This window comes from Pseudomonas sp. PsB, from assembly GCF_043658375.1.
Classification (GTDB): domain Bacteria; phylum Pseudomonadota; class Gammaproteobacteria; order Pseudomonadales; family Pseudomonadaceae; genus Aquipseudomonas; species Aquipseudomonas putida_Z.
On record NZ_JBIGLU010000005.1, the window covers coordinates 209,394 to 223,044 of the forward strand.

The 13,651-nt window shown below is 63.0% G+C and carries 14 protein-coding genes; 5 read left to right on the forward strand and 9 right to left on the reverse strand.

All coding sequences use genetic code 11. From position 1 onward, the window contains the following. The first annotated feature begins 18 nt into the window (after positions 1-18). The gene (locus ACGLHT_RS10035; protein ID WP_137164766.1) at positions 19-327 is read left to right on the forward strand and encodes a GIY-YIG nuclease family protein; all 309 of its coding nucleotides are present in this window, start codon (positions 19-21) and stop codon (positions 325-327) included. A gap of 113 nt (positions 328-440) precedes the next feature. On the opposite strand, the gene yejK is transcribed toward ACGLHT_RS10035, so the two are convergent. Further along, positions 441-1,448 carry a nucleoid-associated protein YejK gene (yejK, locus tag ACGLHT_RS10040; protein WP_085664594.1) on the reverse strand — a complete coding sequence of 336 codons (1,008 nt, stop codon included), beginning with the start codon at positions 1,446-1,448 and terminating at the stop codon, positions 441-443. A 370-nt stretch (positions 1,449-1,818) separates the two neighbouring features. On the opposite strand from yejK, the gene ACGLHT_RS10045 reads away from it, so the two are divergent. After that, positions 1,819-2,100, forward strand: coding sequence for an HU family DNA-binding protein (locus ACGLHT_RS10045; protein WP_003257928.1), 282 nt, complete (start codon positions 1,819-1,821; stop codon positions 2,098-2,100). A 50-nt stretch (positions 2,101-2,150) separates the two neighbouring features. Here the strand turns inward: ACGLHT_RS10045 and rlmF are convergent, their stop codons facing one another. The 5 genes from rlmF to ACGLHT_RS10070 all read right to left on the reverse strand — a co-directional run bounded on the left by rlmF (position 2,151) and on the right by ACGLHT_RS10070 (position 8,685). Next, complete coding sequence (rlmF, locus tag ACGLHT_RS10050) at positions 2,151-3,104, reverse strand: 23S rRNA (adenine(1618)-N(6))-methyltransferase RlmF (RefSeq protein WP_025337837.1); 954 nt, start codon at positions 3,102-3,104, stop codon at positions 2,151-2,153. A gap of 179 nt (positions 3,105-3,283) precedes the next feature. Beyond that, the gene (locus ACGLHT_RS10055; protein WP_274119719.1) at positions 3,284-6,130 is read right to left on the reverse strand and encodes a valine--tRNA ligase; all 2,847 of its coding nucleotides are present in this window, start codon (positions 6,128-6,130) and stop codon (positions 3,284-3,286) included. A gap of 209 nt (positions 6,131-6,339) precedes the next feature. Further along, on the reverse strand, positions 6,340-6,705 hold the full coding sequence (locus ACGLHT_RS10060; protein ID WP_013971096.1) for a hypothetical protein: 366 nt from the start codon (positions 6,703-6,705) through the stop codon (positions 6,340-6,342). Between the two features lie 5 nt (positions 6,706-6,710). Next, positions 6,711-7,142 carry a DNA polymerase III subunit chi gene (locus tag ACGLHT_RS10065; RefSeq protein WP_137163060.1) on the reverse strand — a complete coding sequence of 144 codons (432 nt, stop codon included), beginning with the start codon at positions 7,140-7,142 and terminating at the stop codon, positions 6,711-6,713. A gap of 49 nt (positions 7,143-7,191) precedes the next feature. After that, the gene (locus tag ACGLHT_RS10070) at positions 7,192-8,685 is read right to left on the reverse strand and encodes a leucyl aminopeptidase (RefSeq protein WP_025337839.1); all 1,494 of its coding nucleotides are present in this window, start codon (positions 8,683-8,685) and stop codon (positions 7,192-7,194) included. Positions 8,686-8,699: 14 nt separating this feature from the next. On the opposite strand from ACGLHT_RS10070, the gene ACGLHT_RS10075 reads away from it, so the two are divergent. The 3 genes from ACGLHT_RS10075 to lptG are packed head-to-tail and all read left to right on the forward strand — an operon-like array spanning position 8,700 to position 11,156. Beyond that, a complete protein-coding gene (locus tag ACGLHT_RS10075; protein WP_025337840.1) occupies positions 8,700-8,990 on the forward strand; it encodes a hypothetical protein in 291 nt (96 codons plus the stop codon). Further along, a complete protein-coding gene (gene lptF, locus ACGLHT_RS10080; protein WP_025337841.1) occupies positions 8,987-10,102 on the forward strand; it encodes an LPS export ABC transporter permease LptF in 1,116 nt (371 codons plus the stop codon). Before ACGLHT_RS10075 ends, lptF begins: the two co-directional genes overlap by 4 nt. Then, positions 10,095-11,156, forward strand: coding sequence for an LPS export ABC transporter permease LptG (gene lptG, locus ACGLHT_RS10085; protein ID WP_137163061.1), 1,062 nt, complete (start codon positions 10,095-10,097; stop codon positions 11,154-11,156). The genes lptF and lptG overlap by 8 nt, the downstream gene beginning before the upstream one ends. A gap of 201 nt (positions 11,157-11,357) precedes the next feature. On the opposite strand, the gene ACGLHT_RS10090 is transcribed toward lptG, so the two are convergent. From ACGLHT_RS10090 to gcvT, 3 genes are all read right to left on the reverse strand, one after another. Further along, positions 11,358-11,846 carry an RDD family protein gene (locus ACGLHT_RS10090; protein ID WP_274078565.1) on the reverse strand — a complete coding sequence of 163 codons (489 nt, stop codon included), beginning with the start codon at positions 11,844-11,846 and terminating at the stop codon, positions 11,358-11,360. Between the two features lie 91 nt (positions 11,847-11,937). After that, positions 11,938-12,150 carry a cold-shock protein gene (locus ACGLHT_RS10095; RefSeq protein WP_003257941.1) on the reverse strand — a complete coding sequence of 71 codons (213 nt, stop codon included), beginning with the start codon at positions 12,148-12,150 and terminating at the stop codon, positions 11,938-11,940. Between the two features lie 356 nt (positions 12,151-12,506). Continuing rightward, the gene (gene gcvT / locus ACGLHT_RS10100) at positions 12,507-13,628 is read right to left on the reverse strand and encodes a glycine cleavage system aminomethyltransferase GcvT (RefSeq protein ID WP_137163063.1); all 1,122 of its coding nucleotides are present in this window, start codon (positions 13,626-13,628) and stop codon (positions 12,507-12,509) included. Positions 13,629-13,651 lie beyond the last annotated feature (23 nt).

The window sequence follows — 13,651 nt, forward strand, 5'->3', positions numbered from 1 at the left end:
GGGCTCACCAAATTAATGATGGAAAGAGCAGGCGTCGTGAGTGAAAAAGTGCCGGATCAGGCAGTAAAACCCTGGTATGTCTACTTGGTAAGGGCTGCCAATGGATCGCTGTATTGCGGTATCAGCGATGACCCGCAGCGGCGCTTTCTGGCGCACCAGAAAGGGCAGGGCGCGCGTTACTTCAAGACCAGCCCGGCCCAGGCGCTGGTGTATGTGGAGCAATGGCCGGACAAGGGCGAGGCGTTACGCCAGGAGCGGCTGGTGAAGCGGCTGCGCAAGTCGGCGAAGGAGGCGTTGGTGGCCTCGTATCTGGTCGGTTCGGCATAAGATTGCGGGGCCCTTGTGGGAGCGGGTTTACCCGCGAAGAATTCGACGCGGTGCATGGCACCGGCTTCGCCGGTGTTCGCGGGTGAACCCGCTCCCACAGGGCCCCGGGGCCATCAGTCCTTGCGCCGCTTCAACTGATCCACCAAGGTGGTCGGAAGGCCTTTGATGATCAAGGTCCCTGCCTCCTCGTCATACTCGACCTTGTCCCCCAGCAGGTGCGCTTCGAAGCTGATCGACAACCCCTCGGCACGCCCGGTGAAACGGCGGAACTGGTTGAGGGTGCGCTTGTCTGCGGGGATTTCCGGCGACAGGCCGTAGTCCTTGTTGCGGATGTGGTCGTAGAACGCCTTGGGCCGGTCCTCGTCGATCAGGCTGGACAGCTCTTCCAGCGTGACCGGCTCGCCCAGTTTGGTCTGGGTTGTGGCGTACTCGACCAGGGTCTGGGTTTTTTCGCGGGCAGACTCTTCCGGCAGGTCTTCGCTCTCGACGAAGTCACTGAAGGCCTTGAGCAGGGTGCGGGTTTCGCCCGGGCCGTCGACGCCCTCCTGGCAGCCAATGAAGTCGCGGAAGTAGTCCGAGACCTTCTTGCCGTTCTTGCCCTTGATGAACGAAATGTACTGTTTGGAGTTCTGGTTGTTCTTCCACTCCGACAGGTTGATGCGCGCTGCCAGGTGCAACTGACCAAGGTCGAGGTGGCGCGAAGGCATCACGTCGAGCTCGGCGTTCACCGCCACGCCTTCGCTGTGGTGCAGCAGGGCGATCGCCAGGTATTCGGTCATGCCTTGCTGGTAGTGGGCAAACAGGATGTGGCCGCCGGTGGACAGGTTGGACTCTTCCATCAGCTTCTGCAGGTGCTCCACGGCCACGCGGCTGAAGGCGGTAAAGTCCTTTTCTTCGTCCAGGTACTGCTTCAGCCAGCCGCTCAGCGGGTAAGCGCCGGACTCGCCGTGGAAAAAGCCCCAGGCCTTGCCTTGCTTGGCGTTGTAGCTGTCATTGAGGTCGGCCAGGAGGTTTTCGATGGCGTCGGAGGCGGCCAGTTCGCAATCGCGGGCATGCAGCACGGCGGGGCTGCCATCGGGCTTTTTGTCGATCAGGTGAACGATGCAATGACGGATTGGCATGGAATTCTCGGCGAGCTGCAAAAGTCGTCCAGTTTACCCTAGACACAAGGTGGTGCAGTGGCCGGATGTTGGCGGAAATGCCGGTTGTTCGTTTTTTGTTCAAATTTGTGCGTTTTAGGCTAAAACCCCCGAAAAACCTGCATTAAATCGAAGCGCGCAGCGGATATTTATCCGTTCCTGTGGTAGCTTTGCGCGGTCTTGCGCCCCTTGTGTGGCGCATTGCTGGCAGCGTGCTGTCGTCGTGTCGAACCAAACGTCGATTTGCGTATCTACATACGCGATTGGCGCGGCCCTCCACTTTCAGGGGCTGGCCCGATAACGTCGTAGTCCGCTGCATAACCATCGAATTTGATAGGGAAGGAACACCACCATGGCATTGACCAAAGACCAACTGATTGCCGACATCGCCGAATCGATCGCCGCGCCAAAAGCCACCGCCAAGAACGCTCTGGAGCAACTGGGCCAGATCGTTGCCGACCAGCTGGAAAACGGCGCTGAAATCACTCTGCCAGGCATCGGCAAGCTGAAAGTCGCTGAGCGTCCTGCCCGTACCGGCCGCAACCCTTCGACTGGCGCTGCCATCGAAATCGCTGCCAAGAAAGTCGTCAAGTTCGTTCCAGCCAAAGTGCTGACCGACGCCATCAACAAGTAATTGTTGAAGCTTTGACGAAACCGCGCCCGGCTTGCCCCGGCGCGGTTTTTTCATGCCTGGGTTTTACGCCCGGCGTGCCAGGCCTGGCGCGCGGCGTCGTCGTGGAAGCTCCAGGCGACCATGCGGCTCTGCTTCTGCCCTTGGCCCATTTCACTGATGCGCACGGCCTTGGCGCCCGCTTTCCTGAGCGCAGCCTCGATCCCCGGCAGGTTGCTGGCCTTGGACACCAGGCTGGTGAACCACAGTACCCGCTCGGCGTACTGCACGCTTTCGCTGACCAGTTGGCTGACAAAGCGGATTTCGCCGCCTTCGCACCACAGTTCGTTGTTCTGGCCGCCGAAGTTGAGCACCGGCAGCTTGCGCTTGGGGTCCTGCTTGCCGAGGTTCTTCCACTTGCGCTGGCTGCCGCGGGTGGCTTCGTCGCGTGAGGAATGGAAGGGCGGGTTGCACAGGGTGAGGTCGAAGCGTTCGCCCTCCTGCAGCAGGCCGCTGAGGATGTGTGCACGGTTGGCCTGCTGGCGCAGGGTGATGGCCTTGCCCAGGCCGTTGGCCTGGACGATGGCCTTGGCCGAAGCCAGGGCCACGGGGTCGATGTCCGAGCCGAGGAAGCGCCAGCGGTAGTCGCTGTGGCCCAGCAGCGGGTAGATGCAGTTGGCCCCCACGCCGATGTCCAGCGCACGCACCTGGGCGCCCTTGGGGATCTCGCCGGCATTGTCGTCGGCCAGCAGGTCGGCGGCCACGTGAATATAGTCGGCGCGGCCGGGAATCGGCGGGCACAGGTAGTCGGCGGGGATATCCCAGTGCTGGATGCCGTACTGGGCCTTCAGCAGGGCACGGTTGAACACCCGCACGGCCTCGGGGTTGGCGAAGTCGATGCTGGGTTTGCCGTGTGGGTTGGTGATGGTGAAGCGCGCCAGGTCAGGGTGGGCCTTGATCAGGCTGGGGAAGTCGTAGCGGCCCTGGTGGCGGTTGCGCGGGTGCAGGGTGGGTTTGTTCGGGGTCATGGCAGTGTCCAGCCCTATACGAGCGGTGGCTGATAGAGCCTGGGGCTGCTTTGCAGCCCTTTCGCGACACAAGGCCGCTCCTACAGAATAGCGGCGCCCTTCAGACCGGCGCCGTCCCTGTAGGAGCGGCCTTGTGTCGCGAAAGGGCCGCAAAGCGGCCCCAGCTTTTTCTCTAGTGATTAAAGCGCTGCAATCCGCGCATGCTGCTCGGTGAAGTTGGCCAGGGCCTGTTCGGACTCGGCCAGCTTGGCGCGTTCCTTCTCGATCACGGCAGGTGGTGCCTTGTCGACGAAGGCGGCGTTGGACAGCTTGCCACCCACGCGAGCCACGTCACCCTGCAGGCGCTGGATTTCCTTGTTCAGGCGCGCCAGCTCGGCATCCTTGTCGATCAGGCCGGCCATTGGCACCAGCACTTGCAGGTCACCGACCAGGGCGGTGGCCGACAGCGGCGCTTCGTCGGCATCGCCCAGTACGGTGAACGATTCGACCTTGGCCAGCTTCTTCAGCAGGGCTTCGTTTTCCTGCAGGCGACGCTGGTCGTCGGCGTTGGCGTTCTTCAGGAACAGCGGCAGCGGCTTGCCCGGGCCGATGTTCATTTCGGCGCGGATGTTGCGCAGGCCGACCATCAGCTCCTTGAGCCACTCGATGTCGCCTTCGGCGGCAGCATCGATGCGGCTTTCATTGGCCACCGGCCATGGCTGCAGCATGATGGTCTTGCCTTCGATGCCGGCCAGCGGCGCGATGCGCTGCCAGATTTCTTCGGTGATGAACGGCATGAACGGGTGCGCCAGGCGCAGCGCCACTTCCAGCACGCGCACCAGGGTGCGGCGGGTGCCACGGGCGCGCTCGACTGGGGCGTTCTCGTCCCACAGCACTGGCTTGGACAGCTCCAGGTACCAGTCGCAGTACTGGTTCCAGATGAACTCGTACAGCGCCTGGCTGGCCAGGTCGAAGCGGAACTGCTCCAGCTGGCGGGTCACTTCGGCTTCGGTACGCTGCAGCTGCGAGATGATCCAGCGGTCGGCCAGCGACAGCTCGTAGGCTTCGCCGTTCTGGCCGCAGTCCTCGCCCTTGTCCAGCACGTATCGGGCGGCGTTCCAGATCTTGTTGCAGAAGTTGCGGTAGCCTTCGACGCGGCCCATGTCGAACTTGATGTCGCGGCCGGTGGAGGCCAGCGAGCAGAAGGTGAAGCGCAGGGCGTCGGTGCCGTAGCTGGCGATACCTTCGGGGAACTCGGCCTTGGTCTGCTTGGCGATCTTTTCGGCAAGCTTGGGCTGCATCATGCCGCTGGTGCGTTTTTCCAGCAGGGCGTCGAGGGTGATGCCGTCGACGATGTCCAGCGGGTCCAGCACGTTGCCCTTGGACTTGGACATCTTCTGGCCCTGGCCGTCACGTACCAGGCCGTGCACGTACACGGTCTTGAACGGTACCTGCGGGGTGCCATCCTCGTTCTTGATCAGGTGCATGGTCAGCATGATCATGCGCGCAACCCAGAAGAAGATGATGTCGAAGCCGGTCACCAGCACGTCGGTGGAATGGAACTTCTTGAGGAACTCGGTCTGTTCCGGCCAGCCCAGGGTGGAGAAGGTCCACAGTCCCGAACTGAACCAGGTGTCGAGTACGTCGTCGTCCTGGCGCAGGACCACGTCTGCGCCCAGGTTGTGCTTGGCGCGCACTTCTTCCTCGTTGCGGCCGACATAGACCTGGCCGGCCTCGTCGTACCATGCCGGGATGCGGTGGCCCCACCACAGCTGGCGGCTGATGCACCAGTCCTGGATGTCACGCATCCAGGAGAAGTACATGTTCTCGTACTGCTTGGGCACGAACTGGATGCGGCCATCTTCCACGGCGGCGATGGCAGGTTCTGCCAGCGGCTTGGTGGAAACGTACCACTGGTCGGTCAGCCACGGCTCGATGACGGTGCCCGAACGGTCGCCTTTCGGCACTTTCAGCGCGTGGTCATCGATGCTGACCAGCAAGCCCTGGGCATCCAGGTCGGCGACGATCTGCTTGCGCGCGACGAAGCGGTCGAGGTTGGCGTATTGGGCCGGCAGGCGGGTGTCCACCTGCTCGTTGACGCTGCCGTCGAGGTTGAAGGCCTGCGCGCTGGCCAGCACGAAGGCGTTCTTGTCGAAGATGTTCAGCAGCGGCAGGTTGTGGCGCTTGCCGACTTCGTAGTCGTTGAAGTCGTGGGCCGGGGTGATCTTCACGCAGCCGGTACCGAACTCGGGGTCGCAGTAGTCGTCGGCGATGATCGGGATGCGGCGGCCGACCAGCGGCAGTTCGACGAACTTGCCGATCAGTGCCTGGTAGCGCTCGTCGTTCGGGTTGACCGCCACGCCGGCGTCACCCAGCAGGGTTTCCGGACGGGTGGTGGCGACTACCAGGTAGTCCTTGCCTTCGGCGGTCTTGGCGCCGTCGGCCAGTGGGTAGCGCAGGTTCCACAGGTGGCCCTTCTCGTCGTGGTTTTCCACTTCGAGGTCGGAGATGGCCGTGTGCAGCTTGGTGTCCCAGTTGACCAGGCGCTTGCCGCGGTAGATCAGGCCGTCTTCATGCAGGCGCACGAAGGCTTCCTTGACCGCTTCGGACAGGCCGTCGTCCATGGTGAAGCGCTCGCGGCTCCAGTCGACCGACGAGCCCAGGCGGCGGATCTGACGACTGATGTTGCCACCGGACTGGTCCTTCCATTCCCAGACCTTTTCCAGGAACTTTTCGCGGCCCAGGTCATGCCGGTTCTGGCCCTTGGCCTCGAGCTGGCGCTCGACCAGCATCTGGGTGGCGATACCGGCGTGGTCGGTGCCTGGCTGCCACAGGGTGTCGCGGCCTTGCATGCGGCGGAAACGGATCAGGGCGTCCATGATCGCGTTGTTGAACCCGTGGCCCATGTGCAGGCTGCCGGTCACGTTCGGCGGCGGGATCATGATGGTGTAGGACTCGCCTGCACCTTGTGGGGCGAAATAGTTCTCGGACTCCCAGGTGTTGTACCAGGAAGTTTCGATGGCGTGCGGCTGGTAGGTCTTATCCATGCGCGGCGGGACCCTGTGCATTTATTCGGGAAAGCCGGGAAGTATAACCAAGCTGGGGGCCGCAGGCGACAAGCTGCTGCTATCTGGCAGGCAGGGACGGCCTATTCGCGGGTAAACCCGCTCCCACAGGAGCTGCGCAAGCTTTGAGACTTGCGCCGGTCCTGTGGGAGCGGGTTTACCCGCGAAGAAGGCACCGCCGAATTTCGGTTTTACTCGGAACGCTTGATCAACCGCTCGATCCGCGCATCCAGCCGGCGCTTGATCTCGTTCTCGATGTGCGGGGTGAAGTCGTTGATCACGTCCTGCATGATCATCTGCGCCGCCGCACGCAGTTCGCTTTCCAGGTGCAGCAGGGTGTCCTGGCGACGGGTCTGCGGGTCATCTTCGGGTTCGGCAGCTACCGGTTCGGCCGCAGGCACATGATTGCCGGGCGCTTCTTCCAGCAGCAACGGGATCTGCTCCACCGTCTCGGTCAGCAGCGGCGGTTGCAGGTCGGCGTCGCCAAGCAACTGGCGTATCGACTCGAGGTCATCGAGCAGATGGGCGGAATCGGGCAGGGGGGAGGGCTTGTCCATCGTCGTCAAAGTCGCTGTAAGCGGTGGTCTTGCAGAGCATAGCCCTGTTCACGGTAGAAACGGAATCGTTCACGGGCCGATTGGCGGATGCCAGGCTCTTCAACGACTATTTCGGCCACCCGCTCGAACTGGCCGACGAAGGCCGGTACGCCGGCGCCCAGGTTGATCAACAGGTCGTGGTGCTCGCCTGCACTGTCAGCGGCCAGGCCCAATGCCACACTGGCATCGGCATGCACTTCCGCGAGGTCGTGGGGCACGAAGGCCTCGCCCTTGAAGCGCCACAGGCGTTGGTCCAGCTCGCTGCGCTGCTCGGCGTCCTGGCAATGCAGGTAGACCCGGTGGCCAAGGCGCCAGGCCTTTTCGCACAGCTTGCAGGCGAAATCGAGCCGCGCCGACAGCGAGTCGGTGGGCAGGATGTAGAAATCGACTTTGCTCATGGTGGTATCGCCGGCCGGTGGCGCGCGGGGCGCCACCGGCTTCATGGCGTCAGGCGCCAGCGCGGTCCAGCAGGTACTGGGTCAGCAGGGGCACAGGGCGGCCAGTGGCACCCTTGTCCTTGCCACCGCTGACCCAGGCGGTGCCGGCGATGTCCATGTGCGCCCAGTCGTAGGCCTTGGCAAAGCGCGACAGGAAGCAGCCGGCGGTGATGGTGCCGGCCTTTGGCCCGCCGATGTTGCCCATGTCGGCGAACGGGCTGTCCAGCTGCTCCTGGTACTCATCGAACAGCGGCAGTTGCCAGGCACGGTCGTCGGCGCGCTTGCCGGCGTCGAGCAACTGGCCGACCAGGTCGTCGTTGTTGCCCATCAGGCCGGTGGTGTGGCTGCCCAGGGCGACGATGCAGGCACCGGTCAGGGTGGCGATGTCGATGACTGCCTGCGGCTTGAAGCGCTCGGCGTAGGTCAGGGTGTCGCACAGCACCAGGCGGCCTTCGGCGTCGGTGTTGAGGATTTCCACGGTCTGCCCGCTCATGGTGGTGACGATGTCACCCGGGCGGGTGGCGCCGCCGCTCGGCATGTTCTCGGCGCAGGCCAGCAGGCACACCAGGTTGACCGGCAGCTGCAGCTCGAGCACCGCACGCAGGGTGCCGAGGACGCTGGCGGCACCGCACATGTCGTACTTCATCTCGTCCATGCCGGCACCAGGCTTGAGGCTGATGCCGCCGGTGTCGAAGGTAATGCCCTTGCCCACCAGCACGAACGGTTTGTCCGCCTTCTTGCCGCCCTGGTAGTTGAGCACGATCAGGCGTGGCGGCTGGTCGCTGCCCTGGCCGACGGCGTAGAACGCGCCCATGCCCAGGTCCTTGATCTTCTTCTCGTCCAGCACTTCGACTTTCAGCGCCTTATGCGCCTTGCCCAGGTCCTTGGCCTGTTCGGCCAGGAAGCTTGGGTGGCACAGGTTGGGCGGCAGGTTGCCCAGGTCGCGGGTGAAAGCCATGCCGGTGGCGATGGCGCTGGCATGCTTGACGGCACGCTCGACCTCGGCCTGGCCGGCCTTGTCGGCCAGCAGGGTGACCTTCTTCAGGGCGCGCGGCTCGGCCTTCTGGCTCTTGAAGCGATCGAACACGTATTCGCCGTCGAGCAGGGTTTCGGCCAGCAGGCGGTACTTGCCATAGTGGGCATCGCGGTTGCTGACCGCGATGTCGTCCAGGGCCAGCACTGCGTCAGCGCCGTTCAGGCCCTTGAGCACGCCAGCGACGCTGGCGACCAGTTTGCGCCAGGCGCGGTCGCCCAGGGCTTCGTCCTTGCCGCTGCCCACCAGCAGTACGCGCTCGGCCTTCAGGCCCGCGAGGTTCTGCAGGAGCAGGGTCTGGCCCGGCTTGCCGGCCAGGTCGCCACGCTTGAGCACGGCACTGATGGCGCCCTCGCTGGCCTGGTCGACGGCCTTGGCCACGGCGCCGAGCTTGCGGTTTTCACCTACCGGGAGGACCAGGGTGGCGGTTTTTACGGATGCAGCAGCTACGCTTTTTACAACCAGTTCCATGTCAGGATCCCCGAATGATCGATACAGTCGGCGCTGTGTGTTCCAGCGCTCTGGACGGGCCTGGCCGCGTCGTCGCGCGCCAGCGGAAAAGCTGCCAGTTTGAGCCTGCGGCAAGCGTGCTGACAACCCCGTTGTGCGCCTTCATGCGCGGCGAAGTGACAGGGGCGGTCAATCACAGGATAATGCGCGCACTTTACATGGAGGTTCGCCTTTGGCGAACCGGCATTGGTCTTGGCTGTACTAAGTCATTGTCTGGCGCCATTGATTGGCAGTCCGCCCTGACAACCCAGGAGTGTCTGGTTTGATCGTCTTTCGTTATCTGTCCCGCGAGGTCCTGGTGACCTTGAGCGCCGTCAGCGCCGTGCTGCTGGTGATCATCATGAGTGGGCGCTTCATCAAGTACCTGGCCCAGGCTGCCCAGGGTGTGCTCGACCCGAGCGTGCTGTTCCTGATCATGGGCTTCCGTCTGCCGGGCTTCCTGCAGCTGATCCTGCCTCTGGGGCTGTTCCTCGGCATTCTCCTGGCGTACGGGCGCCTGTACCTGGAAAGCGAGATGACCGTGCTGTCAGCCACCGGCATGAGCCAGCAGCGCCTGCTGGGCCTGACCATGGCACCGGCCGCCCTGGTCGCCCTGCTGGTGGCCTGGCTTAGCCTGAGCCTGGCGCCGCTGGGTGTTGCCCAGGTGCAGCAGATCATCAGCCAGCAGGATGCCCTGACCGAGTTCGACACCCTGGTGCCGGGCCGCTTCCAGACCCTGCGCGACGGCTCTCGGGTGACCTACACCGAAGAGCTGTCGGACGACCGCATCAACCTGGCCGGGGTGTTCATTTCCGAGAAGCGCTTCAACCAGGACAAGACCAAGGACCGCGCCCCGTCGGTGCTGGTTGCCGAAAAAGGCCACCAGGAAATCCAGGCCGACGGCAACCGCTACCTGGTGCTGGAAAACGGTTACCGTTACGACGGCAACCCGGGCCAGGCCGATTACCGAGCAATCAAGTACGACACCTACGGCGTGCTGCTGCCCAAGCCGGAAGTCGCCGAGGAAGTGACCGATCGCGAAGCCATCCCCACTTCCGAGCTGATCGGCAAGAAAGGCCTGCGTGAGCGCGCCGAGCTGCAATGGCGGCTGTCGCTGCCGATCCTGGTGTTCATCGTCACCATGCTGGCGGTGCCGCTGTCCCGGGTCAACCCGCGCCAGGGCCGCTTCCTCAAGCTGCTGCCGGCAATTCTTCTGTACATGGCCTACCTGACAATGCTGATTTCCGTACGTGGCGCCCTCGAGAAGGGCAAATTGCCGATCGCCCTGGGCATGTGGTGGGTCCACGGCCTGTTCCTGCTGATCGGCCTGGGCCTGATGTACTGGGAGCCGCTGCGTCTCAAGCGCGCCGCCCGTCGTGCGGAGGTGGCCCATGGGTAAGCTCGACCGCTACATCGGCCAGAGCGTGCTGCTGGCCATCCTCGCCGTGCTGGGGATCATCCTCGGCCTGGCTTCGCTGTTTGCCTTCATCGACGAGATGAGCGACCTGAGTGACACCTACACGGTAATGGAGGCGGGCAACTTCGTCCTGCTGACCGCACCGCGGCGGCTGTACGAAATGCTGCCGATGGCCGCCTTGATCGGCTGCCTGATCGGCCTGGGCAGCCTGGCCAGCAGCAGCGAGCTGACCATCATGCGTGCTGCCGGGGTTTCCATCGGGCGCATCGTCTGGGCGGTGATGAAGCCGATGCTGGTACTGATGCTGGTCGGCCTGCTGATCGGCGAGTACGTGGCGCCGGTGACCGAGAACAAGGCCCAGGCCGACCGTTCCCTGGCCCAGGGTGGTGGTGATGCGCAAAGCTCCAAGCGCGGCATGTGGCACCGCCAGGGCGAGGAATACGTGCACATCAACGCCGTGCAGCCCAACGGCCTGCTGCTGGGTGTGACCCGTTACCGCTTCGACAGCGAGCGCAAGATCGTCAGCTCGAGCTTTGCCCGCCGTGCACAGTACCAGGACGACCACTGGATGCTCAGCGACGTGCGCACCACCTTCTTCCGTGGCGACCACACCGAAGTGGTGACCGCGCCGAAGGAGCGCTGGGACGTTTCGCTCACGCCGCAACTGCTCAATACCGTGATCCTGGCGCCGGAGTCGCTGTCCATCACCGGGCTGTGGGACTACATCCACTACCTGTCCGACCAGGGCCTGAACAATGCCCGTTACTGGCTGGCGTTCTGGACCAAGGTGTTGCAGCCGATGGTGACCGCGGCGCTGGTGCTGATGGCCATTTCCTTCATCTTCGGCCCGCTGCGTTCGGTAACCCTTGGCCAGCGCGTGTTCACCGGTGTACTGGTGGGCTTCGTGTTCCGCATCGCCCAGGACCTGCTGGGGCCTTCGAGCCAGGTGTTCGGCTTCCCGCCGCTGCTGGCGGTGGTGATCCCGGCAGGCATCTGTGCGCTGGCCGGTGTGTGGTTGTTGCGCCGGGCAGGTTGATGGCCTGAGCTGTACAAAAAAGCCGACCTCAGGGTCGGCTTTTTGCTGCTTGACCAATAGCTGTAGGCTTGCGGCGAACTTGTAGGAGCAGCCTTGTGCTGCGAAAGGGCCGGTCTGGCAAAACACTCTCGTTGCCAGTGATGGCCTCTTCGCAGCACAAGGCTGCTCCTACAGGTACATTGGTTGCCCTGAAGCTTGTACTTATCTCTTCTGCTTCGGCACCCGCACCAGCTGGCTTTCCGAATAGATGTCATGCCAGCCCCTCTGGCGCTTGTCGATCAACACCCAGAAAAACCCCAGCCCCAGGCACAGCCACGAGGCAATCGACACCACGAAGCGCAGCAGCGCCTGCCACAGGCTGATGGCCGTGCCATCGGCGTTCTGCACCCGCACGCCCCACACCTGCATGCCCAGGGTCTGCCCGCCATGGGTCCAGAACTTGGCAAAGAAACCGAACAGGACGAACAGCAACACGGTGGACAACAGCGGGTCGCCGTCCAGTGCGCCAGCCTCGGTCAGCTCACGCATGCGGGCTTCGCCGATGATCGCCATCTGGATCATCTTGTAGGCGCCGGCGGTCACGATCAGCAGTGCCGCGCAAAGCAGGAAGTCGTAGAACATCGCCGCCAGGCGCCGGCCCAGGCCGACCGGCGGAAAATCACCCTGGGGTGTGAGCAGAGGCTTGGACATGCAAAACGGCTCCAGAAGACGAAGCCGCTATTCTACGGGCAAAAAAAAGCCCCTGCACTTGGCAGGGGCTTTTCTCGAAGTCGGGTTCGGCTTAGCCGGCGACCTGAACTTTGTCAGCCTGCATGCCTTTCTGGCCCTGGACTGCTTCGAAGGTGACCTTCTGGCCTTCTTTCAGGCTCTTGAAGCCGTTACCTTCGATAGCGCGGAAGTGCACGAACAGATCCGGACCGCTTTCTGGGGTGATGAAGCCGTAACCTTTTTCGTCATTGAACCACTTGACGGTACCGTTCTGACGCTCAGCCATTGTCTTATTTCCTATGAAGCTTGAATTTTGATGACAGTTTCTTTTGCAATAAAGGAAGCAAAAGATTACTGGGCTGGGTTGCAGGAAAGTAAGAGACGTCGAACGGGTTGTAGCAGATTGCGGCTACTGGCCCAGGTCACGAACTGTTGCGACCCATGCAAACACAGTGCAGTGACTCTACGCCAACTCCCGAGCGAAAAACAAGCCCTTGGTCGTATGGAAAATCGGCCGTTTGCCGATAACCGACCGATTTGTCGGAAACGGCATGGCGCCTGGCCTGGCGCCATGTTCAAAAGTTATTGGACAGGTTCGAAAACGAATATGTCGAACCTGCCCGCAACCTTCACAAAGCGGCTTCAGCCCCGGTAGTAACGTTGTGCCACGAAAGGCATTTTGCTGACTTTCAAGGCAACCTTCTTGCCGCGCACCAGGGCAAACAGTGAGGTGTCGATAGCGCTATGTTCACTATCGATATAACCCATTGCTACAGGTGCACCGAGTGTCGGGCCAAAGCCGCCGCTGCACACTTTGCCTACAGGTTTATCGTTTGCATCGACAATATCCGCGCCTTCACGTACTGGGGTACGCTCCTGCGGCAACAGGCCCACACGTTTGCGCGCCACACCATCGCGCTGATGAGCGAAGATGGCCTCGGCACCCGGGAAACCGGCGGCACGCGCGCCATCGGCACGGCGAACCTTGGAAATTGCCCACAACAGGCTGGCTTCCACCGGCGTGGTTTCGGTGTTCATGTCGTGGCCATACAGGCACAGGCCGGCTTCCAGGCGCAGCGAGTCACGCGCACCCAGGCCGATCGGCTGTACTTCGGGCTCGGCCAGCAGGCGGCGGGCCAGGGCTTCGGCGGCATGTACCGGTACCGAGATTTCGTAGCCGTCTTCGCCGGTGTAGCCCGAGCGGCTGACGAAGCAGTCTTCACCCAGCACTTTCACCGGGCGGAACTGCATGAAGGTCATGCCGGCCACTTCCGGGGCCAGGCGCTCCAGCACCTTGACCGCCGCCGGGCCTTGCAGGGCCAGCAGAGCGCGCTGCTCGAACAGCGGCTGCACCTCGCAACGGCTACCGATGTGCGCTTGCAGGTGGGCCAGGTCCTGGTCCTTGCAGGCGGCGTTGACCACCAGGAACAGCGTGTCGTCGCCCAGGTTGGCGACCATCAGGTCGTCGAGGATGCCGCCTTGCTCATTGGTGAACATGGCATAGCGCTGCATGCCCACCGGCAGGTCGATGATATCCACCGGCACCAGGCTTTCCAGGGCCTTGGCGGCATCGCTGCCGCGCAGGGTGATCTGGCCCATGTGCGAGACATCGAACAGGCCGGCCTGCTCGCGGGTGTGCAAGTGTTCCTTGAGCACGCCCAACGGGTACTGCACCGGCATGTCATAGCCGGCGAACGGCACCATGCGCGCACCCAGTTCCAGGTGCAGGGCGTGCAGTGGGGTCTTGAGCAGTGTTTCGGACATCGGTGACTCCTTGCTGTTGTTGT